The organism is Pseudomonas sp. A-R-19, from assembly GCF_019956575.1.
GTDB lineage: Bacteria > Pseudomonadota > Gammaproteobacteria > Pseudomonadales > Pseudomonadaceae > Aquipseudomonas.
The window spans coordinates 45,939-70,011 of sequence record NZ_JAHBDR010000104.1 but is presented as its reverse complement, the minus strand read 5'-3'; the positions used below and the strand labels follow the sequence as shown (position 1 = coordinate 70,011).

Below are 24,073 nucleotides of genomic sequence, written 5' to 3'. Positions count from 1 at the left end.
GCAGCGACGATGGCGCTCGCTTGCCCGATGGTTTTTGTTGTTTTGGCTAGAGGTCGAGAATGGCGCGGGCGGCAATCTCGGTGCCGCGGGTCGCCTGCATGCGCTCGCTGAACGCGGTGAGGCGTTGTTTCATCGCCTGGTCGGCCAGCAGCTGTTCAAGCGCGGCGGGCAGCGCGGCCACGGGATCGGCAAAGCGCGGCAGGTAGCGGCCGACGCCGACTTCCTCGGCGCGGGCGGCGTTGTCGTGACCGTCCCAGCAATAGGGAATGATCAGCGACGGCAGGCCGAAATACAGCGCTTCGCAGAAGCTGTTGTTGCCGCCGTGGTGGATGAACACATCGCACTCCTTGAGCACCGCCGGCTGGGCAAACCAGCTGTCCAGGTACACGTTGTCCGGCACGGTGGTGTACATGTCGCGGTAGGCGCCGACGTTGACCAGGAAGCGATAAGGCAAGGTTTCGATCGTGCTGATCAGGCGCTTCATCATCCCGGTGTCGGCGGCGCCGAGGCTGCCGAAGCTGAGGTAGATCAGCGGCGCGTCGTTGTGCCGAGGAAAGTCCGGGACGATGTACGGCGCTTCGCGGCGCACACAACCGTCGAGGTAGACGTAGCGCTGCGGGTCCAGCGGTTGCTGGCGTTCATAGCGCACCGGTGTCGGCGACAGCAGCAGGTTCAGCCACGGCGAATCGGTGAGGAATTGTCCCGGTGGGCACGGCGCGGTGCCGTTACTCAGGAGAAACTGCGAAAAGCGTTCATGGGCCGGTGCGACAGCCTTGAGGTACTGCTCGGTGTAACCCTCGCAGGCCTGGGGGTCACTGGCCAGGCACCCGGACAGGTACGGCGGAACGGCGGCATCCGGCAGTTCGGTTTCGACGCAGGACACCACTCGCACCCACGGGCAGCCGGCGTTGGCGATGGCCGGGAACATCACCACGTTGTCGAGCACGATCACGTCCGGCTTCAAGCGGCTGAGCAACTGCTGCAGCGGCTTTTCCGACTCGATGGCGGTGTCGATGATCGCTTCCCAGGCCGGCGCCACGTAGCTGTCGATCTGTGCCAGCGGGGTCTGGTCGAAGTACGGGATGCTGCGCTCGATGAAGCGCTCCCAGTAGTGCTGGTGTTCCGCCGCCGACAACGGGCTCACTTGCGGAATCGGGTATTCGTCGAAACCGTATTCGGCGAACAGCCCCTGGAAATGCTCATGACAGATGAACACCGGCTTGGCGCCCAGTTCACGCAGCGACTGAGCGATACCAATGCAGTTCAAGGCCGCGCCGAAACTGGCTTCCGGAAACAGGGCGATCAGTTTTTGTTTTTGCATGGCGAGGGACTGTCCATGGCGGGTCAGACCCGCCGCTCCTGAAGGTGTTTTTGATGCTGTCTTATTTTCAAAAAAAAATCATCATGTTTTTTCGAATCGGTTAGCGACGCCCGAACAGATGACTTTGCGGGATGCCACGGTTGGCGGTTTGCGGGCGTTGCGCGGCGCTCAGGCGCAGGTGCAGGCGCAGCAGGTCGGCGGCGATCTCCATCTGCCCACGCTCGATCTGCGCAATGATCTGCAGGTGCTCGCGCAGGGCTTCCTGCAGGCGGTGCACGCTCACCGACGGCAGCAGGTTCGGCAGACGGCGCAAGCCTTGGTGCTGGAGCAGGGCGTCGCTGATGAAGCGGTTGCCGCAGCTCTGGGCCAGCAGTTCGTGGAAGCTGATGTCCAGCTCGCGAAACTGCTGCAGATCGAAGTCTTCGACGGGGCGGGCGAGCAGGCCTTGCATGGCGCTGCGCAACAGCGCCAGGCGTTGCGGGTCGGCATTGAAGCTCGGGCTGAGCAGGGCTTCGGGCTCGAGGATCAGGCGGAATTTCAGGCTTTCTTCGAGGGCGGCGAGGCTGTTCAGTGATGGGCGAAACAGCCAGGACTGGCCGGGGCCGCGCTCGATGGCCTGGCTTTCGCTCAATTGCTGCAGGGCTTTTTGCGCCGCCGGCCGGCCGATGTCGTAGCGGCGCATCAGTTCGCTGATGCTGATGCTGTCGCCCAGGCGCCCGGCCATGCGGTCGCGCAGAACCGAGGCGGCCAGTTCTTCTTCCTCGGCTTGCGGCAAGGCGGCGTTGAATGCCGAGCCAGCCGGGGATGCCAACAGGGTGTAACCCTTGCCGGCCTCATGGCTCAGTAGATTCTCTTCCAGCAGCACTTTCAGTGCACCGCGAATCAGCGTGCGCGAGACCTGGAACGTGCGGGCCAGGGCCTGTTCGGCCACCGGATCGCCGGCCACCAGGCCGCTTTCCTGGGTGTGCTCGAGGATGCGCCGGGCCAGTTCGAGGTGATTGGTGCGCGGTTTTTTTTCGGCTGTCGTGCTCAAGCGTCTTTTCTCGTTGTGAACCGCTGTGGGACTCAGTTGCTCATCTTATGTCATGCGCCGGTTGGACGTCAGGCCGGAAAAAATGCGTTGACATCTTTTGATACTGGTCCTAATTTCTAAAAAAAAACACCAGCAATCGTTTCTCGTTTTGCCGTACTGCCTTCGAACACAACAATAAACAATCGTCGGGTGAGTATTTATGAGCAAGCTGAATGATCTTCTGTGCGCGGGATTGGCCGTTTCCCTGGCGATCGCCTCACAGGCTGCAAGTGCAAAAGACATGGTGATTTCCATCTGGGACGGCTACATGGCCCCGGATGCGCTGGAGAAGTTCAAGGCTGCCAGCGGTGTGGACGTCGACAAGGCGCTGCACGCCACCAACGAAGAAATCATGGGCAAGCTGATGGCGTCCGGTGGTGAAGGTTACGACGTGGTGTTCGTCTCCTCGCCGTTCGCCGAAGTCCTGCACAAGCAGGGGCTGCTGGCGGACATCGATCCGGTCAAGGTCCCCAACCTGAAAAACCTCTACCCCGAAGCCACGCACCTGGAATATGACCAGGGCAACCGGTTCTCTGTGCCTTACACCTGGGGCACCACCGGCATCTGCTACCGCTCCGACAAGGTGACGCCGGCGCCGCAGAGCTGGAACGAGCTGCTCAATCCGAGCGATGCCCTCAAGGGCAAGGTGACGATGCTGGCCACCGACCGCTGGATGCTCGGCGCCGGTTTCCTCGCCAAGGGCTGGTCGGTCAACGACAGCGACCCTGCGCAAATCGCCGCCGTTCGCGACCAGTTGATTGCCACCAAAAAACGCATTCTGGCCTTCGACGACACCACCTTCTATTCCAAGCTGGCCTCTGGCGAATCACTGATGGCCCACGCCTGGGACGGCTGGTGCAACTACGGCACGCAAGCCAACGCGGCGATCAAGTTCGTGGTGCCCAAGGAAGGTTCCGACCTATGGGTCGACACCATGGTCGTGCTCAAGAGTTCCAAGCACCAGGACGAAGCCTTCAAATTCGTCAACTTCATGCTGGCCAAGGAAAACCACGTCTGGGTCGCTGAAAACATCCTCTACAAAATCCCCAACCAGGCGGCCATGGCCGGGCTGTCCGCAGACCTGCTCAAGCAATACCCCAACCTGACCATCGCCCCGAGCGAGCTGGTGAAGATGGAGCAATTGCGCGACCTCGGCGGCACCACGCAAAAGGCCTACACCCGCGCCGTCACCGAAATCATGGCGGCGCAGAACTAACGCCGCATCGATTCGAGGCATGCCCGGCATGCCTCGCCACGCTCGCAAGCCGCCTCTGTCCTGAGGCGGGAGGATAGGGTTAATGAGTGCTTTGCATGCTGACAGGCGTCTGTCGGCCTGGCTTCTTGCGCCCGGCTTTGGCTGGCTGCTGATGTTCCTGGTGATTCCGTGCCTGCTGGTGCTGGTCTACAGCTTCGTCGAACGCGGTGCCTATGGCGGCATCGACTGGTTGTTCACCTGGGAAAACTACCAGCGCGCATTCGATCCGCTGTACCTGGGCATCCTGCTCAAGTCGGCGAAGATCGCCGGGCTGGCCACGCTGTTCGCGGTGCTGATCGGTTACCCGGCGGCCTATGCGATTGCCCGGGCGCCACGGCGGCGTCAGGCGGTGTATCTGTTTTTGGTGATGCTGCCGTTCTGGAGCAACTACCTGATCCGCACTTACGCCTGGATCGTCCTGCTCAACCGCGAAGGCCTGATCAACCGCCTGCTGCAAGTGTTCGGCTACAGCGGTGAACCCATCAGCCTGCTGTACACCGAGTCGTCCGTAGTCCTGGGGCTGGTCTACAACTACATCCCCTTCGTGATCCTGGCGATTTTCTCCTCGCTGTCACGGATCAACAACGAACTGTGGGATGCCTCCAAAGACCTCGGCGCCTCGGGCTGGATGACCTTCCGCCGGATCATCCTGCCGCTGAGCGTGCCGGGTATCGCGGCGGGCGCGGTGTTTGTCTTCGTGCTGAGCATCGGCAATTTCATCACGGCCGACCTGTTGGGTGGCAAGCAGGTGCAGATGGTCGGCAACCTGATCTACTCGCAATTCCTCACGGCGCGGGACTGGCCGTTCGGTGCGGCGCTGAGCTTCTTCCTGATCGCGATCATGTTGATCCTGTTGTTCATCCAGGCCCTGGTGGTCCGTCGTGCAGAAGGGGCGCGCTCATGAGTCAGCCACGTTCTGTCAGCGCCACCGTGCTCGGTTCGCACCTGGGGCTGGTGTACGCCTTCCTTTATATACCGATCCTGGTGTTGATCCTGCTGTCGTTCAACAAGTCCGGTTTGCCCACCGCCTGGGGCGGCGTCTCGCTGAAATGGTACGCGGCGCTGGCGCACAACACGGCGATCCTGTCGGCGGCGCTCAACACCCTGATCGTTGCCTTGTCGGCGACCTTCATTGCCTGCGTGCTCGGCACCTTCCTGGCGCTGGGCATCGAGTTGCGCCGCAAGGACAACCACAAGGGCCAGGTGGTCGACACCTTGCTGATGGCGCCGATGATCATTCCCGACATCGTGCTGGCGATCGCGCTGCTGAGCTTTTTCAACCTGCTCAAGGTCGGCCTCGGGCTGCACTCGATCATCATCAGCCACGCCGTGTTCAACATCGCCTTCGTCTGCGCGGTGGTGCGCACGCGGCTCAAGCACTTCGACTATTCGATTCTCGAAGCCTCGATCGACCTCGGCGCGGGCTGGTTCACCACCTTGCGCCGGGTGCTATTGCCGGTGATTTTCCCCGGCGTGCTGGCCGGCGGTTTGCTCTCGTTCACCCTGTCGGTGGACGAATTCATCATCGCCTTTTTCAACTCCGGTTCCGGCCAGGCCTCGACCACGTTGCCCATGCAGATCTACGCCATGATCCGCTTCGGCGTCACCCCGGAAATCAATGCTCTGGCGACGCTGGTGATGCTGGTCAGCATCACCGCGCTGCTGGCTTCGCAGCGTCTCAACAAGGCTCCTCGCACCCATGAATAACTCATCTGCGGTACTGATCCTGGATAAGGTCAGCAAATCTTATGGCAACGGCCTGGCGGTCAACGAGGTGTCGCTGAGCATCCGCGAGAACGAGTTCTTCGCGCTGCTCGGGCCGTCCGGCTGCGGCAAGACCACGCTGTTGCGCATGCTCGCCGGTTTCGAAACCCCCAGCGGTGGCTGCATCTATCTGGACGGCAACGACATCTCGCCGCTGCCGGCGAACAAGCGGCCGCTGAACCTGATGTTCCAGTCCTACGCGCTGTTCCCCAACATGACCGTGCGCAAGAACATTGCCTATGGCCTGGAGATGGAGCGCCTGCCGGAGAGCGAAATCCGCCGGCGGGTCGATGAAGTGCTGAGCACCGCGCAGCTGGGTGAACTGGCCGAACGCAAGCCCGATCAACTCTCCGGCGGCCAGCGTCAGCGGGTGGCGCTGGCCCGGGCCCTGGTCAAGCGACCACGGGTGTTGCTGCTCGACGAACCCTTGGGCGCCCTCGACAAGAAGCTGCGGGAAAAGATGCAGCTGGAACTCAAGCGCCTGCAACACGAGAGCGGCATCACCTTCATCATCGTCACCCACGACCAGGAAGAAGCCCTGGTGATGTCCGACCGCATGGCCGTGCTCGACGGCGGCAAGGTCTGCCAGTGCGGCAGCCCGACCGAGCTCTACGAAAACCCCAACAGCCGTTTTGTCGCCAACTTCATCGGCGTCAGCAACCTGCTCGAAGGCGTGCGCTCGGGCCAGCACTCGGTGCGCGTCAACGGCCAGGAACTGCGCGTGGAAACTGACGCGCCGCTGGTGAGCGGCCAGGCCGTTGCCGTGGTGGTGCGCCCCGAGCGCCTGCAAGTGCTGACGGAGCAGGGCGGCGAATGCGCCAATCAGGTCAGCGGCAAGATCGTCGAAGTCGCCTACCACGGCCTCGACACCAACCTGCACGTGCAGACTCCGCTCAGCGACAAACCGCTGATCGTGCGCGTGCCGTCCTCACAGTTCGAATTCGCCCATTTTGCAATCGACACGACCATCCGGCTGGGCTGGCAGGCCCGGCATGCCCGCGTATTGACGCGCTGAACAATAAAAAGACCAGGCAGGAGCAGCACTCGATGAAACAGAAAGTGATCGCATTCTTTCCGGAAGCCGCCTACGGCCCGGCGCTGAACTCAGTCGGTATCGCCCAGGCCTGTGAAGCCATGGGGCACAAGGCGGTGTTCTTGACCGACCCGGGCATGAGCGGTGTCTACGCCGGTTATGGTTTTGAAGAGCACATGGTCAACATGTCGGCGCCGATGCCGGCCGAGGAGATGGCCCGCTATTGGGTCGACTTCATCAACGGCCACATTCCGAACTTCCGCAAGTCGCCGCTCGAGCAGATCGACAACTACGTCAAGGAGTGCTGGGCGGCCATCGTCGAAACCGCCAAGTGGGCGCAAAAGGACCTGCCGGCGGTGCTGGACAAGGTCAAGCCGGACCTGATCTGCGTCGACAACGTGATCCTGTTTCCGGCGATCAAGCAGTACGGCAAGCCGTGGGTGCGGATCATTTCCTGCTCGGAGAACGAGATCGAAGACCCGGATATCCCGCCGCACCTGTCGGGCATGAGCATCGATGACAAGGCCGGCCACGCGCAGTTTCGCCAGCGCTTCGAGGAAGTGGTCGGGCCGATCCACGAGGACTTCAACCAGTTCCTCCAGGCCCATGGCGAGCAGCCGTATCCGCTGGGCACCTTCTTTGAAACCTCGCCGTTCATGAACCTGCTGCTGTACCCGGATGCTGTCAAGTTCGACCGCCGCCATCCGCTGCCGGCCGAGCGTTTCCATTACCTGCAGGGTTGCGTGCGCCACGACACCCCGTACGAGATTCCGCAGTTTCGCGCGAACAACGACAAGCCGTTGCTGTACGCCAGTTTCGGCAGCCTCGGTTCCGGCGATGTCGAGCTGCTCAAGCGCCTGATCGAGGCGGTGGGCAAGCTGCCTTACCGGGCGCTGTTCAACGTCGGCGAGCACCTTGATGAGTACCCGGACCTGCCGGACAACGTGCAGATTTCCAACTGGTTCCCGCAGCCGTCGGTGATTGCCCAGGTCGACGCGGTGATCCACCACGGCGGCAACAACAGCTTCACCGAGTGCCTGTTCTTCGGCAAACCGGCGATCGTCATGTCCTACGTCTGGGACGGCCACGACAACGCCATGCGCGCTGAAGAAAGCGGCCACGGCTTCAAGCTCGACCGTTATGAGTGGAGCGAAGAACAGCTCGCAGAAAAACTCCACGCGTGCCTCAACGACGAGGCGATGCGCCAACGCCTGCAGCGCACCAGCGTGCAGATGCAATCCCGCAAGGGGCCGCAAGACGCGGCCGCGATTCTCGACAAGGTGCTCAACGATGCCTGATTCATCCACCACGGCGGGTATCACGCCGTACCTCGAAGCCGTCAGCAGCCGCACCGACCTGGTGGACTGGGGCGTGCAGAGCGACGCCGTCGAAGGCGTCTCGCATTCCAGCGGGCGCTTGCTGTTCAAGGGGCCGAACAACAGTCCTGAAACCGGGTTGTGGGTGTGTACCCCTGGGCGCTGGCGGCTGTCGATTCCCCGGGACGAGTTGTGCCATTTCATCGCCGGGCACGCGACCTACCGCCATGACAACGGCGAAGTGATCGAGGTGCGTCCCAACACCCTGGTGCTGTTCCCGGCCGGATGGACGGGTGAATGCGACGTCCGCGAAACCCTGCGCAACGTTTACATGCTGGCCTGAACTTTGTAGGAGCCGACTTGCTGGCGATGGCGGTACGTCGGGCGACATATGTGTCGACAGTCCCGGCGCTATCGCCAGCAAGCCGGCTCCTACAGGTCCGAGAATGACAATTTACTGGAGAAAATAAATGACTACCCCGTTTCTGTACGACCCGCTGAGCATCACCGACGTCAAGGATTGGGGCGTGATCCCGACCATGCTTGAAGGTGAATCCCGTGTTTCCGGCGTGGTGCTGCACAAAGGCCCCGAAGGCCAGTCCGAATGCGGCATCTGGATCTGCACCCCCGGCAAGTGGTTCTGCCATGTCACCAGCGACGAGTTCTGCCACTTCCTCGAAGGTCGCTGCACTTACGTCCACGAGTCCGGCGAAGTGATCGAGATCAAGCCAGACACCGCCGCCTTCTTCCGCAAGGACTGGAAAGGCGTGTGTACCGTCCACGAGACCGTGAAAAAGGTCTACATGATCCGGTGACTGCCATGACAGATGCACTGGCGCAATTGCCAACCCGTGAGGACCAGCGCGCCGCCTTCCTGGCTCGCGCCGGTTTTGCCGGGGCCTTGCTGGTCGCCTTGCCGGCGGATGCTTCGACCCGGCGTTATTTCCGCCTGGACGGCGCCGGCCTGTTGCTGATGGATTCGCCGCCACACAGCGAACCCATCGGCCCGTTCGTGCGGATCGCCCGGCAGTTGCAGAGGCTGGGCCTGTCCGCGCCGGCCTTGCTGGAAGTGGACGAGGTGGCGGGGCTGGCGCTGATCGAGGATTTTGGTCACGACACCTACACCCGGCTGCTGCTGGCCGGGCATTCGGAGTCGGCGTTGTATCACCTGGCGGTCGATACGCTGGTGGCGTTGCATCGCGCAGCGCCCGCCGCGGAGCTGGCGCCTTACGACGAGCAGCGACTGGCGGCCGAGTACGCGCTCTTTATTGATTGGTACGTGCCGCTGTTGATCGGCGAAGAGGCGGCACTGGCCCTGCGCGATGAGTATCTGGCGCTGTTCGCCGACGCTTGCCGCGACGTCGCACAGCGCCGCGAAGCCCTGGTGCTGCGCGACTTCCACGTCGACAACCTGATGCTGCTGCAAGGCCGCGAAGGCGTCGCGGCCTGTGGCTTGCTGGATTTCCAGGACGCGCTGGCCGGGGCGGCGGCCTATGACTTGATGTCACTGCTCGAAGACGCCCGTCGTGATGTGCCGGAGGCGCTGCGGGTGGCCCTGATCAGCCATTACCTGTTGCAGCGCCCGGAGCTGGATGCGCCGGGTTTTCTCGAAGATTACCGGCGCCTGGCTGCCCAGCGTCACGCCAAGGTGCTGGGGATTTTCGTGCGCCTGGCCGGCCGGGACGGCAAGCACGGTTACCTGGCGCACTTGCCGCGCACCCTCGGTCTGTTTATCCGCGCCCTGGACGCCGAGGCCTTTGCGCCGCTGCGCCAGTGGCTTGACCGGCACGTGCCGGGCTGGCGTGCGGAACTGCCCGCCGAGACCCTGGCGACATTGCGTGAAACCCCTTATCGATTGGTTCAAGGATCATCCCATGGCCACGTTCAACACTGACATTGCATTGCGCTTCATCAATTCCGAGTTCCTGCCGCTGACCGATGGCCGCGTGCGCGAGGTGCTCGACCCGGCGACCCTGCAAGCGGTCGGGCAAGTCGGCGTGTGTGACGATACCGATGTGCAAGCTGCCATCGACGCCGCCACCGCCGCGCAAAAACAATGGCGCGTAGTGGATGCCAAAAGCCGCGCCGCGCGCCTGCATCAACTGGCCAATGCCATCGAACAGAACCTTGCCTGCAACCGTGAAGTGGCGCGCCTGATGACCCTGGAAATGGGCAAGCCGTTTCCCGAGGCCATGGGCGAGTTGGCCAACTGTGCGCCGATCTTTCGCTACTACGCGGAAATGGCCCGGGACGATGCCGGCAAGGTCGCCGGCACCACGCAGATCGGTTCCTTCCAGCATGTGCGCTACGAGCCCTATGGCGTCAGCGTGCACATCATGCCGTTCAACTTTCCGATCCTGCTGATGTGCTGGACGGTCGCCGCGTCGCTGGCGGCGGGCAATGCCTGCATCATCAAGCCGGCGGAAGCCACGACCCTGTGCACCCTCAAGTTCATGGAGCATTTCACCGCGCTGTTGCCGGGGCTGGTGTCCTGTGTGCCGGGCGATGCAGTCACCGCGCAGTTGCTGGTGCAGTCGGCGCAGACTCACGCGGTGGCCTTCACCGGCAGTGTCGCGGCGGGTAAAGCCGTGGCCGTGGCCTGCGCCGAACGGATGAAACCTTGTGTGATCGAGGCTGGTGGCAGCGATCCGCTGATCATCTCCAGGCACGCACCGCTGGATGTCGCGGCGGCGGGTGCGGTGACGGCTGCGTTCCACCTCAGCGGGCAGATCTGCACGTCGGCCGAGCGCTTCTATGTCGTCGACGAGGTCCATGACGAATTTGTCGCCAGGTTCGCCGAGCGTGCCCGTGCCTTGCGCATCGGTCATGGCCTGGAGCGCTCGGAGATCGGGCCGATGGTCAGCGAGGCGGCGCGCAACAAGGTCATGCGCCTGGTCGACGACGCCGTGGCCAAGGGCGCGAAAGTGGTGTGTGGCGGACGGATTCCACCCGGGCACAACGTCGGCTGGTTCTATGAACCGACCATCCTCACCGGCGTGACCGGCGACATGGCGATTCTTCAGGAAGAGTGCTTCGGCCCGGTGGCGGCGATCTGCCGTGTCAGCGATTTCGACGAGGCGGTGCGGTTGGCCAATGACTCGCCGTTCGGCCTTGGCGCCTCGCTGTTTTCCACCGATCTGGCCGAAGCCATGGAGGCTGCCGAGCGTCTGGAAGCGGGGATGGTCTGGGTCAACAATCCGCTGATCGACAACGATGCGTTGCCGTTCGGTGGCTGGAAAATGTCCGGCCTTGGGCGCGAGCTCGGGCGTCAGGGGCTGGAAGCGTTTCGCCGCTCGAAAATGGTCATCATCGACCACCAGCCGAAAATCCAGGACTGGTGGTATCCGTATGCCGACGACGTTTTCTATCGCGATCCGGCCTGAAGCCGGGATGCACACAGGAGGATCGCGATGAGCGACAACATTGACTGGCCGACGCTGGCGGTGATTCTGGCGGCCGGGCAGGGCACGCGCATGCGTTCGCCGTTGCCCAAGGTCTTGCACCCGGTGGGCAGCCGGCCGCTGCTCGGCCATGTGCTGGCGGCGGTGGAGGCGGCGGGCATCGAGCAGCGAGCGGTGGTGTTGGGTGCCGGCGGCCATCTGGTGGCCGAGTACCTGGATCAGGTTGCACCGACGGCACGGGTGTTTACCCAGCACGAGCAACTGGGCACGGCCCATGCGTTGCTGGCGGCACGGCCGGCACTGGAGGCTCACGAGCAGGGTTGTGTGCTGGTGCTGTTCGGCGATTCGCCGTTGATCACCGCGCAGACCTTGAACCGTTTGCGTCGGGCACTGATCGACGGCGCAGCGGTGGCGGTGGCGGGATTCCACACACAGCATCCGGGCCCTTACGGGCGCCTGCTGGTGGAGCGGGGGCGTTTACTGGCCATCCGCGAAGCCAAGGACGCCAGCCCGCAGGAGCTGGACATCAACTTCTGCAACGGCGGCGTCATGGGCCTGCGCGCCGACACCTGCCTGTGGTTGCTCGATCGCATCGGCAACCGCAACGTCCAGGGCGAGTACTACCTCACCGATGCGGTGGCGGTGGCCAACGAGGCGGGGCTGACCGTGACTGCCGTGGAAGTGGAGGAAGCCGACGTGCTCGGGGTCAATGACCGCGAGCAATTGCAGGCCGCCGAACAGCTGTACCAGCAGCGTCGGCAGCGCAGGATCAAGGAGTGTCCCTTGGGTGACTACCAACGGTTGTACATCGGCGGGGAGTGGGTCAGCCCGGTTCAACGCGGTGTTTTCGACACGCTCGATCCGAGTGACGAGACGGTGCTGGCGCGGGTTGCCTCGGCGACAGCCGAGGACATCGACCTGGCCGTGGCCGCGGCGCGCAGGGCGTTTGACGAGGGTGACTGGCCCCGTTGGTCCGGCGCGCGACGGGCACAGGTGCTGAGAAAGATCGCCGAGGGTATTCGTGTCCGTCAGGACGAACTGGCCGCCATCGAAGTGCGCGACAACGGCAAGCCGCTGCCGGAAGCGCTTTGGGACATCGCCGATACTGCCGGGTGCTTCGACTTCTATGCGGGGCTTGCCGAGCAGTCGGATCAACACAGTGAACGGTCGATCGAGGTGCCGGATGCGCGGTTCACCTCATCGGTGATCAAGGAACCGGTGGGTGTGGTCGCCGCGATCATCCCGTGGAATTTCCCGATGCTGATGGCCTCGTGGAAAGTTGCCCCGGCACTCGCGGCCGGTTGCACCGTTGTGCTCAAGCCCTCCGAACTGACGCCGCTGACAGCCCTCGAACTGGCCGGCATTGCTGACAGGGCAGGGCTGCCGGCCGGGGTGCTGAATGTGGTCACGGGCTTGGGTCGCGAGGCGGGAGCGCCGCTGGCCGAACACCCGGATGTCGACAAGATCGCCTTCACCGGCAGCGTGCCGACCGGGCGCAAGATCATGCAGGCCGCCGCCAGCGAGATTAAAAATATCAGCCTGGAACTGGGCGGCAAATCGCCCTTCGTGATCTTTGCCGACAGTGATCTTGAGGCGGCGGTGGAATGGATTCTGTTCGGCATCTTCTGGAACCAGGGCCAGGTCTGTTCAGCCACTTCGCGGGTGCTGGTGGAACGCGGGTTGTACCCGGCGCTGCTGGAACGCCTGATTGTCGCGACCGAGCAGATCCGGATTGGCCAGGGTTTCGACACGGGTGTGAAACTCGGGCCGCTGGTCAGCCAGGGGCAACTGGACAAGGTGCTGGCGGCCATTGCCGCCGGCCAGGCCGAGGGTGCGCGACTGGTTTCGGGCGGTGTGCGGCCGGGTTATCTGGAAAAGGGTTATTACCTGACGCCGGCGATTTTCGCCGATGTTCCCGAAGACAGCGCTTTGTGGCGTGAGGAGATTTTCGGACCGGTCGTGTGCCTGCGCGCCTTCGACACGGAAGCCGAAGCGCTGCACCAGGCCAATGACTCACCGTTCGGCCTGGCGGCGGCGGTCATGTCCCGGGATATCCCGCGCTGCGAACGGGTCGCTCGCGGCTTTCGCGCCGGCATTGTCTGGGTCAACTGCTCGCAGCCGACCTTCGTCGAAGCGCCGTGGGGCGGCTACAAGCAGAGCGGGATCGGTCGTGAGCTGGGCGAGTGGGGCTACAACAACTACCTGGAAACCAAGCAGATCACCCGCTACAACGGCGAACCTTGGGGGTGGTATCTGAAGTGAGCGCCAAACCGGCCGACCTCGAAACAGGGGGGCGTCACTCTATTTTCAGCGTGGACGCGGTCCCTTGTAGGCGCTGGCTTGCCAGCGATGGTGGTTAACGATGACGCGTACAAACTGGATAAACGCGGCGCACTAGAGCCCATCGCCAGCAAGCCGGCTCCTACAGTTTGGCGTTGACATTATTTCGGCTAGGACGCGGTCCCTTGTAGGAGCTGGCTTGCCAGCGATGGTCGTTAACGATGACGCGTACAAACTGGATAAACGCAGCGCACTAGAGCCCCATCGCCAGCAAGCCGGCTCCTACAGTTTGGTGTTCACATCATTTCGACTCGGACGCGGTCCCCCTCGTACGAACTGGATAAACGCGGCGCACTGGAGTCCATCGCCAGCAAGCCGGCTCCTACGGTTTGGTGTTCACATCATTTCGACTCGGACGCGGTCCCTTGTAGGCGCTGTCTTGCCAGCGATGGTCGTTAACGATGACGCGTACGAACTGGATAAACGCGGCGCACTGGAGTCCATCGCCAGCAAGCCGGCTCCTACGGTTTGGTGTTCACATCATTTCGACTCGGACGCGGTCCCCCTCGTACGAACTGGATAAACGCGGCGCACTGGAGTCCATCGCCAGCAAGCCGGCTCCTACGGTTTGGCGTTGACATTATTTCGGCTAGGACGCGGTCTCCTGTAGGAGCTGGCTTGCCAGCGATGGTCGTTAACGATGACGCGTACGAACTGGATAAACGCGGCGCACTGGAGTCCATCGCCAGCAAGCCGGCTCCTACGGTTTCCCGGGATTGCGTGAAGAACCAATTTTTTCCTGATTTGTGCGCCAATGGAACTGAAAACCATTCTGACACTCGAAGTCTTTACGGGCGAAGCGGGTGTCGTAATGGTGACGCATTCGCAATGAGCGCCCTGCATGGCTGTAAAGTCGGGAGGGTGGCATGGAAGATCGCGCGATGTTCAAGTTCGTTGCAGGTTACCTGCTCGTATGCGCACTGCTGGCATGGGCGGTGGCCCAGGCGTCTCCGTGGATTGCCTCGCACCTGCTGCTGAACTGGATTCTCTAGCGCCGCAAAACCCCTCGACGCCACATTCGAAAATTCCCCCTGCCTCTGCCCGCTAGCTTGCACCGTAAAGTTGCTGTCTTCTGTTTGCCCCACGTTCTCTGAACTCCGAAAAAGAACTCGAAAACCGAGCTTTTTGACGTGTTCAACGCCGGTGCCTCCGTGACCGACGGCAAGTACAAGGACTTCGTCACCTGCGACGGTCGTGACATGAGCGGTGAGGACTTCCTCTTTTCGCCCAAGTACAGCTTGCCAGCGATGGTAAACCGGATAAACGCGGCGTACTGGAGTACATCGCCGGCAAGCCGGCTCCTACAGGTATTGCGTGTCTCGACCGGTACGCGGTCCCTGGTAGGAGCTGGCTTGCCAGCGATGGTCGTCAACGATAACGCGTATAAACCGGATAAACGCGGCGCACTGGAGTCCATCGCCAGCAAGCCAGCTCTTACGGGTATTGCGTGTTTCGACCAGGACGCGGTCCCTTGTAGGAGCTGCGATGCGGCATCAGGCCGGTTCGCTGAACCGGCAACTGACCCAATTCAAGGATTGAGTCAGTTGCCGACGCTGCCGTATCAGTGGAACGGAAAGATGTAGTTCATCCAGGCGGCCATGCGCAGGAGGATCTTGCGCATCATCGCGATGTGATGGAAATGCTGGCTGTACAGCGCCGCCTGGCCGTAGGCCCCGCCCGGCATCTGGCCGGCGTACTGGGCATAGTCGGGATCGGTGATTTCAATGATCACCGGCACCCGGCCGGCCGGCGGTGAGCCGGTGAAGCCGATCAATGTGCCCGACGGTTGAATCTGGCCTTCGGCGATGACCGACACCACGGTTTTCACCTTGCCTTCAAACACCTTCCCGGGAATGCCGTCAAACGCGACTTCGGCCTCGTCGCCTTCGGTCAGGCGCAACAGGCTGTTCTGCCGCATCCATGCCGAGAAGTAATGCCCTTCGGCAGGAATGAACACCATTGACGGGCGCAGCGGCAATTTGGTCGCCATCATGCCCGGACGCAGCGAAACGTGGGTGACGAAGCCCTTGCTCGGCGCACGCACCGTGGTGTTGTCGAGTTCGTATTGCGCGTTGCCCAGTTGGGCAGTCAGGTCATCGCTGCGAGCGACCACCATATCCAGTTCCCGTTGGGTACTGAAATTACGCTTGATCAACTCGGTGATCCGCGCGCGATCGGCCTGGGCGGCAATCAGCTGTGCCTTGAGGGATTTGACCCGGTACTCGAAAGGCGCGGGGTCGATGCGAAACAGTACATCGCCTTTTTCCAGGGGCTCGTTGGTCTTCACCGGCACGTCGATCACCTGGCCACTGACCACGGGGATCACCGGGACCGAGACGAAATAGGAACGCGCCACCTCGGAGTAGGGATGGTTGTAGTTCATGGTGAAAATCAGCGCACCGATGATCAGGATTCCGCCCAGCACCGCCGTGGGCACCGTCCATTTGTTCAGGGGGATGCGGAAGATCTTGAAGATGGCAACGCAGAGTGCCGCATACGTCAGTATGAGTAATAGATCCATGGCTCAAAGGCCCTCGCCGAGATTGTCCGTTGGCAGCCTGCCCGGTGCCGTGCCCGCCGTCGCTTCGAGGCGCTCGATCCGGCCTTGCAGTTCGGCGACCTGTTGTTCGAGGTGAACCACATGGCTCTTGGGTGAATGCCCGTCACTGAACCCCCAGCCCCGGTCCTCTCGGTAGGCCATCGCCCAGATCCACAGGAACGGCCAGAGCGCGTGCAGGGTGAACAGGCTGACCCACCCGGTCGCGTGGATCGCATCCTGGTGGGGGTGGTTGCGGTGGACGGCAATTTCATAGGGGATGTCGTGGAGCAGGATGACCCCGTAGAACAGGACGAGCCCGACAAAGATCAGCAGGCCCAGTGCGAAGTAATCAAGCATGAATCGCTCCTCTAGAAGCAGGTAACGTGTGCGCATGAGTGTAGCCGTTCAATCTACACTTGACGGGGAAGCGCATCGCCAGTCCGGGCAACCGGTGCCTGGCCGACGCGTCGGCCGGTATCGTGCGGGCAGACCCGGGGGAGGTGAATTCATGACAGGCAATGATCAATTCGAGAGGGCGCCTGTACTGGATCCTGTCGAGCGCATTACCGAGGTGATCTTCGGCCTGCTGATGGCCATGACGTTCACCGGCACCATCAGCGTGGCCACGGCAGACCAGGCCGCCGAACGCACGATGATGATCGCCGCGCTCGGTTGCAATCTCGCCTGGGGACTGGCCGATGCGGTCATGTACCTGTTGCGCGCACTGGTCGAGCGCACGCGCAGGATCAAGTTGTACCTTGCCCTGCGCAATGGCACGGACGCCGCGGCCGGTCAGGCGCTCATTGCACAAGTATTGCCGTTGCAGTTCGCGACGGCGGCCGGCAGCGAAGGCCTGGAGCTGTTGCGCCGGCGGCTGCTCGAGCAGCCGCCCTTGCCGATCAGGGCCGGCCTGGGCTGGAACGACTTCAGGGGCGCCCTGGGTGTTTTCCTGTTGGTGGTGTGCTCGACCTTTCCGCTGGTGGTGCCGTTCATACTGCTCGACCAGACGGCACTCGCCATCCGCCTGTCCAACCTGGTCGGCCTCGTGGTGCTGTTCATCGCCGGCTGGCTGCTCGCCCGATACGCGGGCGCCACGCAGTGGCAGGGTGGGGTGATCATGGCCACCACGGGGGCCGTGCTGATCCTTGCGATCATTGCGCTGGGTGGCTGACACTCGGTCATAAATCAACACATTAAAGACTCGTTCTCATTTACAATTGCCCTTCCATTTACGTTGGGCAGCCCGGTATGGATGTTCTCGCCGCAATCCATCTTTATTTATCCCAGTGGGTGATCGAGCCGGTCACCCGGCAGTTCCTGGGCATTTTCGACTTCAACGGCCGACTCGGGCTATCCTTTCTCTGCATGTCTTACAGCGTCGCTTATTGCCTGTTCCGGTACCGCAAATCCCGGGGCTTGACCGACGCGCGCTCGTTCGCACAGTTCATCGGTGGCCGCCGGGTCTACCTGCACCGCTCGGCGCTGCTCGACTACCGCTATTACTTCGTGATCGCCATTCTCAAGGTCGCCCTGGTGCTGCCGATCGTCGGCCTGGTCGATCCGTATGTCTTGCGTTCAGCGGACTACATCGCGTTCTTCAGCAACCTGTGGGGCGCGCGTACGCAAGTGCAGGAGAACCTGGGGCTGACCTTTCTCTATGGGCTCGGGGTATTCCTGGTCAAGGATTTCAGCCATTACTGGGGCCATCGCGCCTTTCATTCGCGGTACCTGTGGGCCTTCCACAAAGTCCATCATTCGGCGCCCGTGCTGGTGCCGGCGACGGCCAGCCGGGTGCACTTTCTGGAAGATGTGGTGGAAAAGCTCACGGACATCATCTGTATCGGCGCCTTTGCCGGTGTCTTCTGGTACGCCTGTGGCGGGGAGATCAGCCGCTATACGCTATTTGGCGTGACCTACATGGTGTTCATCTTCAATAGCCTGGCGGCCAACCTGCGTCACAGCCATGTGTGGCTGTCCTTCGGGCCGGTGCTTGAGCGGGTGCTGAGCAGCCCGGCGCAACACCAGATTCATCACAGCGATGCGCCGCGACACTTCAACAAGAACTTCGGCATCAATCTGTCACTGTGGGACTGGATGTTCGGCACGCTGTACGTCACCCGGTCCACACCCGAAGTCATCCATTACGGCACCGGGGAGCAGGATCACGAGCGATACCTGACGCTGTGGGGTTTGATCGTCACGCCATTTGTGGACACCGCGCACAAACTTCGCTCTGCAAAAGGCCCGAATACACAGCCTGAAAGGGAATCTGATCCGTATTTTTCAGCGCAATCTGCCTCTGTAACGAAAACAGCCATCGGCCGACAATAAATCTACGGTACGCAGTTCGGGCAACTCATGGCGCCCGCTGTACCGCCAATTCATTGCGTGGGAGGCCACATGGCCAAGATGACGATTTTTCTCGGCGGTTTTCTGCTGTTGACCATTTTTATCGGTGTGCTGGCGACGATTCCGCCGACGTGATCACGCCGGCCGATTGCCGTCGACCGCCAGCCGCAGTTCACGGTAGGCCGTTATCAGTTGCTCAAGGCTGAACCCGCGATTTCTGCCGCTGGGGTTGGGCAATACCCAGACCGAGGCATTGCCGAAGTTGTTGCTTTGCAGGCCCCAGGCAATGTTGCGCTGACCGGACAGCGCGCAATACGCCGCCTTGCCCAGAAACGCCACGAAACGCGGCGCATGGCGGGCGATTTTCTGTTCGAAGCCCGCTGCGGCGGCGCTGAACTCGTGCAAGGACAACTGATCGGCACTGGCTGTCGGCCGTTCGACCACCGCAGTCAATCCGCATCGATAGTTCAAGAGAGTCCGATCGTTTTCCGGTTGCACAAGCTCCGGGGTAAAACCGGCCAGGTGCAGCGTGCGCCAGAAACGATTGCCGCGCCCGGCAAAATGGTGCCCCTGGGCGGCGGCAGTCATTCCGGGGTTGATCCCGCAGAAGATCACGGCCAATTCCCCGGCAAGAATATCCTCGAGTTTTTCACTCACCGCAGATCACTCTGACTGCATTGCGCGCCAGCGCCGTCAGTTCGGCTCGGGATTTACCGGCCCGCGCACGTATGGAAATGCTGTGCAGCAGCGACGAGGCAAGCACGGCAAGGGCCGCTGGGTCTGCGTCGCCTTTGAGCTGGCCAGCCTCTTTGGCCGCTTGTAGGCGAACCTCCAGATCGGCATCCAGCCGGCTCAAGCGGTCGGACAGCACTTCACGAATCTGCGGGTCCTCGACGGCCTCGGTGGTGGCCGTGCCGATGGCGAAGCAACCCCGGGGCTGGCCGTCGCCCGAGAAGTAAATCGACAACTGCCCCTCGTAGAAACGCTGCAAGGCTTCGGCCAACGGCAGCTCGAGGTCCGTCAGTGCCTCGTGCATGGCCGCCGCGGCGAATTCCCAATACTGCTCCAGCGCTTTGATGTAGAGCGCGTGCTTGTCGCCGAATGCCGCATAGAGGCTGGGGCGATTCATGCCGGCGGCGGTGGCGATGCTGTCGAGCGACGCGCCGGAATAGCCGGTGTTCCAGAACACCCCGAGTGCCTGCTGCAACGCTGTCTGCGGGTCGTACGCCCGAGGGCGGCCACGGCCTTTGCCCTCTGTCGATTTATTTTGTGCCATGTTGTACAAAATCCTTGTGGAGAGCTGGGTCGAGGGATATTCTTACACCATCGCACAAAATTAAGGAATCAGAAATTCCTTGATCAGGGTTTGTTGTAGCCGAGCGCGAACTGAGTGTTGCGGCGACGAAACCGACGCGCTGGGAGCGATCCTCCCGACCGCGCACGGGCTTGCTTCCTTACTGCATGCATTCTCATTCGGGCCGCTGGCGCTTGTTGCCGATGCCGGCCCGATTACCCGGCTAAAGGTGAACTCGATCATGACCAAACAGTTCGATATCCCGGCTTCACAGACCTTCGAGCAGCCTGGCCCCAACCCGGTCGGCGCACCCACCGGAAAACCGCTGAAACAGCGCTTGCGCCCCTGGCTGATGGTCGGTGTTCCCATCCTCTTCGCGGCGCTGGGTTATGCCCACCACGTGTCGGGGCAGGCGTATGTTTCGACCGATAACGCTTACGCCCGGGTGGCGAAGGCCTCGATCAATGCGCGGATTTCCGGGCAAGTGGTGGAAATCGCCGTCGAGGACAACCAGCAGGTGCACAAGGGCCAGGTGCTGTTCCGGATCGACCCGCAACCCTTCCAGATCGCCGTCGAGCGTGCCCAGGCGCAGCTCAGCGTGGCGCGGCTGCGCATCGACGGGCTCAAGGCCAGCTATCGCCAGCAACAGGCGGAACTGCAATCGGCAAAAGAGTCGGCCGACTTCGACCAGAAGGACTTTGCCCGCAAGAAAGCCCTGGTCGCCTCCGAGTTCGTCTCGAAATCGATTTACGAACGGGCCGACACCGACGTGAAAGTGGCGCGGCAACGGATCGCGTCCATCGAGCAACAGATCGCCAGCACCGTGGTGGCCTTGAACGGCAATCCAAACATCGACGCCGACAGTCACCCGACGGTACGCGAAGCCAGGGCGCAACTCGACGAGGCGCAACTGTACCTCTCGTACACCACGGTGTATGCGCCGCAGGACGGCATCGTGGCCAAGGTCGAAGATCTGCAGGTGGGCAACCACTTGAACAGTGGTGCGCCGGCCTTTGCCCTGTTGTCCGGTCACGAGATCTGGATCGAGGCCAACTTCCGCGAGACCGACGTGGCCCACATGCGCCCGGGTCAGGAAGCCACCATCCGCATCGATACCTACCCGGATCGCGTGTTCAAGGCCCACGTCACCAGCATGAGCCCGGGGGCCGGCTCGGATTTCGCCTTGCTGCCGCCGGAAAATGCGACCGGCAACTGGGTCAAGGTCACGCAGCGGGTGCCGGTACGGCTTGAGCTCGACGAAGAGGACCCGGCGCTGCCGCTGTTCTCCGGGACCAGCGCCACGGTGCGGATCGACACCCAGTTTCAAAGCCCCTGGTGGCACCCGCTCAAGGCGTTGCTGACCGCAGGTAACTCCTGATGAACACTCAATCCGTGGTAAGTCCCGGTGGGGAGGGTGCGCGCTCGCTCAGGTTCGCCGCCTTGCTGGCGACCTATATGCAGTCGGCCAACCTGCCGTTGCCGAACTCGGCACTCAGGTTGATTCAGGGCAGCCTGTCGATGAGCGACGATCAGGCGGGGTGGATTTTCACCGCGTACCTGGCCGCCAGCGCAATCAGCATGCCAATCGCGCAGTGGCTGGCCGCACGCTTTGGCCTGAAGCGGGTGTATCAGGCGGCGCTGGCGTTGTTCGTGCTGGGCTTGTTGCTTGGCACGGCAGCGACGACATCGCTGGAGTTCGTCGGCGCGCGCATCGTTCAAGGCCTCGCCAGTGGCGTACTGGCGCCGCTGTCGATGGCGATCGCGATGGAAACCTTGCCGGTGCAAAAGCGTGCAACCTTTGGCGCGAGCTGGACCGCCATCGTGCTGTTCGGCATCGTCAGCGGCCCGAGCATCGGTGGCTGGATCGCCGAGCACTTTGGCTGGCGGCCGATGTTCTACCTCAGCGTGCCGCTGTCGGCGTTCATCTTCCTGGTGATGGCGCTGTTGTTGACCGAGAAGAAAGCCGAGAAACCGCCGGCGTTTGATTTCTTCGGTTTCGGCACCTTCACCCTCGGCCTGATCAGCCTGCAAATGCTGCTCGACCGGGGTGAGCGACTGGACTGGTTCGCCTCGCCGGAGATCTGGATCGAAGCCATGGCGTCGGCGCTGGGGATCTACCTGTTCGTGGTGCATGTGCTGACCTCGAAGGTGCATTTCCTCAACAAGCGCCTGCTCAAGGACCGCAACTTCGTGTTGTCGACGGTGATCTTTTTCGCCCTCGGTTTCGTGCTGTTGTCGACCATGGCCCTGACCTCGCCGATGCTCGACGAGATCCTCGGCTATCCGCCTGACACCACCGGCGCCTTGACGATCCCTCGTGGCATCGGCCTGGTCGGCGCCTTCCTGCTGATGGGGCGGTTGCCCGAGCGCTTCGACCGGCGCTTCTTCGTCGCGGCCGGTGTCGCCATCGTGATTTATGCCAACTGGATGATGCTCGGTTATTCACCGCTGATGGACGAGTGGCCCGTGGCTGTGGCCGGTGCGATCCAAGGCGCGGGCCTGGGCATCCTGATGCCGGCGGTGAGCAAAGTCGCGTTCAGTACGCTCGACCCGGCGCTGCGCCCTGAAGGTACCGGGCTGTTCAATCTGGCCCGGGTCTATGGCAGCACGCTGGGGGTGGCGATCGTGCAGCTGTTTTTCTTTAACAACACCCAGGCGATGCACATGGCGCTGGTCAGCAACCTGACGCCGTACCGCGCCGCCACGCAGTCGCTGACCTCGGCGCCGCTGCAGGCGCTGGAAGGGCTCAACGAAATGATCACCGGCCAGGCCGCGTTCATCGCGGTCGTCGACCAGTTCAAGATTTTGCTGGTGGTGATGCTGGTGGTGAGCCCGCTGGTGCTGTTTCTTCGCAAGCCCGTTGCGGCCAATTAGTTTTCGTGGAGTTTGCCAAATGAATGCATATGCGCTGGTCCTCAACCGCTATCTGCTGCAAACCAAATTCATGGGATTGTCGCTGCTTGCATGCCTCACCGCCTGCACCGTTGGCCCCGATTACCGGGCCCCGGCGGCGAGTGCGTCGCAGCACTATGACCGGCAAGCCGAGCAGCGTCTAGCTGACGGTAATAACCCACGCATTGACCTCGGCAAGAAGGTCCGTGGCAACTGGTGGGCTGCCTTTGGCTCGCCGAAACTCGACCACGTGGTGCGTCGCGCCATCGACGGCAACCTCGATCTGCTGGCCGCCGATGCGACGATCCGCCAGGCCGCTTCTTCTGTGGCGGCGGCGCAGGGTGCGCTGTATCCGCAGGTCGATTTTGCTGCCGTGGCCGGTCGGCAACGGCTGCACAACAGCAAGGAACCCTCGATCGCCAACTTCTATGCGATCGGGCCGCGGGTAGGGTTCGACCTTGATGTGTTCGGCGGCAACAAGCGCCTTGTTGAACAGCAGCAGGCGTTCACCGAGCTGCAAACTCACCGCTACGAAGCGGCGTACCTGACCCTGACCGGCAACGTCGCCAGCCAGGCGTTGCTGGTGGCCTCCGCCAATGCGCAGATCCAGGCCGTGGAAAAACTGCTGGCCAACGACGCGAGGAATCTTGAGCTGGTGCGCATGGCCCGCAGCAATGGCAGCACCACGCAGATCGATGTGTCGCTGGCCGAGACACGGCTGGCCCAGGACCGCACCCTGTTGCCGCCCCTGGCTCAGCAGCGCGATGCCGCCCGGCATGCGCTGTCGATCCTGACGGGGAAGGGGCCGGCGGACTGGATCGCTCCCGACTTCGAGTTGAGCGAGTTTGTCCTGCCGTCGAACATGCCGGTGAGCCTGCCTTCGGAAATGGCCCACGATCGCCCGGATGTGCTGCAAGCCGAAGCACAACTGCACATGGCCAGCGCGGCGGTGGGCGTGGCGACGGCGAATCTCTATCCCCACGTCACGCTGTCGGCGTCCCTGGCGCAGGCGGCTTCGGGCAATGGCGGCGCGGCGCTCTGGGGTTTTGCTGCGGGCTTGGCCGGGCCGCTCTTCGATGGCGGCACGCTCAAGGCCGAACAACAGGCTGCCGTCGACGGCTACAAGGCGACGCTCGCCGGTTACCAACAGACGGTCATCAGCTCGTTCGGCCAGGTCGCCGACACCTTGCAGGCGATCAACCATGACGCCGAGGAACACCTGGCCCAGACCGACGCATTGCACGCGGCCCAAACCAGTCTGCAGTTGAACCAGCAAGCCTTCGCGCGAGGCGAGAACAGCATTCTCCAGGTCCTGGAAGCGGAGCGTGCCTTTGAGCAGGCGCTGCTGGGGCAGATCCGCGTGGAAACCGCGCAGTACCTCGACACCGTGCAGTTGTTCATTGCGCTGGGCGGCAACTCGGTCGGCGTCTTCGAGCAACGCGTTGCCTCCGGCGACGGGCAGAAACCTTCGTATCAATAATGGCTGCGGCCTGGAGT

General features: G+C 62.4%; 22 protein-coding genes and 1 pseudogene. 17 read left to right on the top strand and 6 right to left on the bottom strand.

What is annotated here, in order from left to right:
* Window positions 1–46: 46 nt before the first annotated feature.
* Both KGA88_RS28260 and KGA88_RS28255 read right to left on the bottom strand, forming a co-directional pair.
* Window positions 47–1,321: a nucleotide disphospho-sugar-binding domain-containing protein gene (locus KGA88_RS28260; RefSeq protein WP_223595886.1), complete on the bottom strand. Its 1,275-nt coding sequence runs from the start codon at window positions 1,319–1,321 to the stop codon at window positions 47–49.
* Between the two features lie 100 nt (window positions 1,322–1,421).
* Window positions 1,422–2,354 carry a GntR family transcriptional regulator gene (locus KGA88_RS28255; protein ID WP_223595876.1) on the bottom strand — a complete coding sequence of 311 codons (933 nt, stop codon included), beginning with the start codon at window positions 2,352–2,354 and terminating at the stop codon, window positions 1,422–1,424.
* Between the two features lie 199 nt (window positions 2,355–2,553).
* On the opposite strand from KGA88_RS28255, the gene KGA88_RS28250 reads away from it, so the two are divergent.
* The 12 genes and pseudogenes from KGA88_RS28250 (at window position 2,554) to KGA88_RS28195 (ending at window position 15,085) form a co-directional block, all read left to right on the top strand.
* Window positions 2,554–3,609, top strand: a complete 1,056-nt coding sequence (locus KGA88_RS28250; RefSeq protein WP_160385385.1) for a spermidine/putrescine ABC transporter substrate-binding protein — start codon at window positions 2,554–2,556, stop codon at window positions 3,607–3,609.
* Window positions 3,610–3,691: 82 nt separating this feature from the next.
* Window positions 3,692–4,552, top strand: a complete 861-nt coding sequence (locus KGA88_RS28245) for an ABC transporter permease (RefSeq protein ID WP_223595874.1) — start codon at window positions 3,692–3,694, stop codon at window positions 4,550–4,552.
* The gene (locus KGA88_RS28240; protein ID WP_110661264.1) at window positions 4,549–5,355 is read left to right on the top strand and encodes an ABC transporter permease; all 807 of its coding nucleotides are present in this window, start codon (window positions 4,549–4,551) and stop codon (window positions 5,353–5,355) included. The genes KGA88_RS28245 and KGA88_RS28240 overlap by 4 nt, the downstream gene beginning before the upstream one ends.
* The gene (locus tag KGA88_RS28235; RefSeq protein ID WP_223595872.1) at window positions 5,348–6,427 is read left to right on the top strand and encodes an ABC transporter ATP-binding protein; all 1,080 of its coding nucleotides are present in this window, start codon (window positions 5,348–5,350) and stop codon (window positions 6,425–6,427) included. The genes KGA88_RS28240 and KGA88_RS28235 overlap by 8 nt, the downstream gene beginning before the upstream one ends.
* A 32-nt stretch (window positions 6,428–6,459) precedes the next feature.
* Complete coding sequence (locus tag KGA88_RS28230) at window positions 6,460–7,743, top strand: nucleotide disphospho-sugar-binding domain-containing protein (protein WP_223595870.1); 1,284 nt, start codon at window positions 6,460–6,462, stop codon at window positions 7,741–7,743.
* Window positions 7,736–8,104, top strand: coding sequence for a cupin domain-containing protein (locus tag KGA88_RS28225; protein WP_110661545.1), 369 nt, complete (start codon window positions 7,736–7,738; stop codon window positions 8,102–8,104). The genes KGA88_RS28230 and KGA88_RS28225 overlap by 8 nt, the downstream gene beginning before the upstream one ends.
* A gap of 127 nt (window positions 8,105–8,231) precedes the next feature.
* The gene (locus tag KGA88_RS28220; protein ID WP_110661547.1) at window positions 8,232–8,576 is read left to right on the top strand and encodes a cupin domain-containing protein; all 345 of its coding nucleotides are present in this window, start codon (window positions 8,232–8,234) and stop codon (window positions 8,574–8,576) included.
* Window positions 8,577–8,581: 5 nt separating this feature from the next.
* Window positions 8,582–9,655 carry an aminoglycoside phosphotransferase family protein gene (locus tag KGA88_RS28215; RefSeq protein WP_110661550.1) on the top strand — a complete coding sequence of 358 codons (1,074 nt, stop codon included), beginning with the start codon at window positions 8,582–8,584 and terminating at the stop codon, window positions 9,653–9,655.
* Window positions 9,636–11,144 carry an aldehyde dehydrogenase family protein gene (locus KGA88_RS28210; protein WP_223595868.1) on the top strand — a complete coding sequence of 503 codons (1,509 nt, stop codon included), beginning with the start codon at window positions 9,636–9,638 and terminating at the stop codon, window positions 11,142–11,144. Before KGA88_RS28215 ends, KGA88_RS28210 begins: the two co-directional genes overlap by 20 nt.
* Window positions 11,145–11,171: 27 nt before the next feature.
* A pseudogene (locus KGA88_RS28205) lies at window positions 11,172–11,642 on the top strand (NTP transferase domain-containing protein); the annotation flags it as partial.
* Window positions 11,643–11,945: 303 nt separating this feature from the next.
* Complete coding sequence (locus KGA88_RS28200; RefSeq protein WP_223596000.1) at window positions 11,946–13,424, top strand: aldehyde dehydrogenase family protein; 1,479 nt, start codon at window positions 11,946–11,948, stop codon at window positions 13,422–13,424.
* Between the two features lie 1,208 nt (window positions 13,425–14,632).
* Window positions 14,633–15,085: a hypothetical protein gene (locus KGA88_RS28195; RefSeq protein WP_223595866.1), complete on the top strand. Its 453-nt coding sequence runs from the start codon at window positions 14,633–14,635 to the stop codon at window positions 15,083–15,085.
* On the opposite strand, the gene KGA88_RS28190 is transcribed toward KGA88_RS28195, so the two are convergent.
* On the bottom strand, window positions 15,064–16,023 hold the full coding sequence (locus KGA88_RS28190) for an HlyD family secretion protein (protein WP_223595864.1): 960 nt from the start codon (window positions 16,021–16,023) through the stop codon (window positions 15,064–15,066). The two genes, KGA88_RS28195 and KGA88_RS28190, sit on opposite strands and share 22 nt — an antisense overlap.
* Before the next feature lie 3 nt (window positions 16,024–16,026).
* Window positions 16,027–16,398 carry a DUF3302 domain-containing protein gene (locus KGA88_RS28185; RefSeq protein ID WP_110659894.1) on the bottom strand — a complete coding sequence of 124 codons (372 nt, stop codon included), beginning with the start codon at window positions 16,396–16,398 and terminating at the stop codon, window positions 16,027–16,029.
* Between the two features lie 151 nt (window positions 16,399–16,549).
* Between KGA88_RS28185 and KGA88_RS28180 the strand changes: the two genes are divergently transcribed.
* Both KGA88_RS28180 and KGA88_RS28175 read left to right on the top strand, forming a co-directional pair.
* A complete protein-coding gene (locus KGA88_RS28180; RefSeq protein ID WP_223595856.1) occupies window positions 16,550–17,212 on the top strand; it encodes a hypothetical protein in 663 nt (220 codons plus the stop codon).
* Between the two features lie 77 nt (window positions 17,213–17,289).
* On the top strand, window positions 17,290–18,372 hold the full coding sequence (locus KGA88_RS28175; protein WP_223595854.1) for a sterol desaturase family protein: 1,083 nt from the start codon (window positions 17,290–17,292) through the stop codon (window positions 18,370–18,372).
* Window positions 18,373–18,525: 153 nt separating this feature from the next.
* Here the strand turns inward: KGA88_RS28175 and mug are convergent, their stop codons facing one another.
* Both mug and KGA88_RS28165 read right to left on the bottom strand, forming a co-directional pair.
* Window positions 18,526–19,047, bottom strand: a complete 522-nt coding sequence (gene mug, locus KGA88_RS28170) for a G/U mismatch-specific DNA glycosylase (RefSeq protein ID WP_223595852.1) — start codon at window positions 19,045–19,047, stop codon at window positions 18,526–18,528.
* Window positions 19,040–19,666 (bottom strand): TetR/AcrR family transcriptional regulator, encoded by a 627-nt coding sequence (locus KGA88_RS28165; protein ID WP_223595850.1) that lies wholly within the window; start codon window positions 19,664–19,666, stop codon window positions 19,040–19,042. The genes mug and KGA88_RS28165 overlap by 8 nt, the downstream gene beginning before the upstream one ends.
* A 259-nt stretch (window positions 19,667–19,925) precedes the next feature.
* Between KGA88_RS28165 and KGA88_RS28160 the strand changes: the two genes are divergently transcribed.
* The 3 genes from KGA88_RS28160 to KGA88_RS28150 are packed head-to-tail and all read left to right on the top strand — an operon-like array spanning window position 19,926 to window position 24,056.
* Window positions 19,926–21,062, top strand: a complete 1,137-nt coding sequence (locus KGA88_RS28160) for an HlyD family secretion protein (protein ID WP_223595848.1) — start codon at window positions 19,926–19,928, stop codon at window positions 21,060–21,062.
* A complete protein-coding gene (locus KGA88_RS28155) occupies window positions 21,062–22,558 on the top strand; it encodes a DHA2 family efflux MFS transporter permease subunit (protein ID WP_223595846.1) in 1,497 nt (498 codons plus the stop codon). The genes KGA88_RS28160 and KGA88_RS28155 overlap by 1 nt, the downstream gene beginning before the upstream one ends.
* Before the next feature lie 19 nt (window positions 22,559–22,577).
* Window positions 22,578–24,056, top strand: a complete 1,479-nt coding sequence (locus KGA88_RS28150) for an efflux transporter outer membrane subunit (protein ID WP_223595844.1) — start codon at window positions 22,578–22,580, stop codon at window positions 24,054–24,056.
* The last annotated feature ends 17 nt before the right edge of the window (window positions 24,057–24,073 follow it).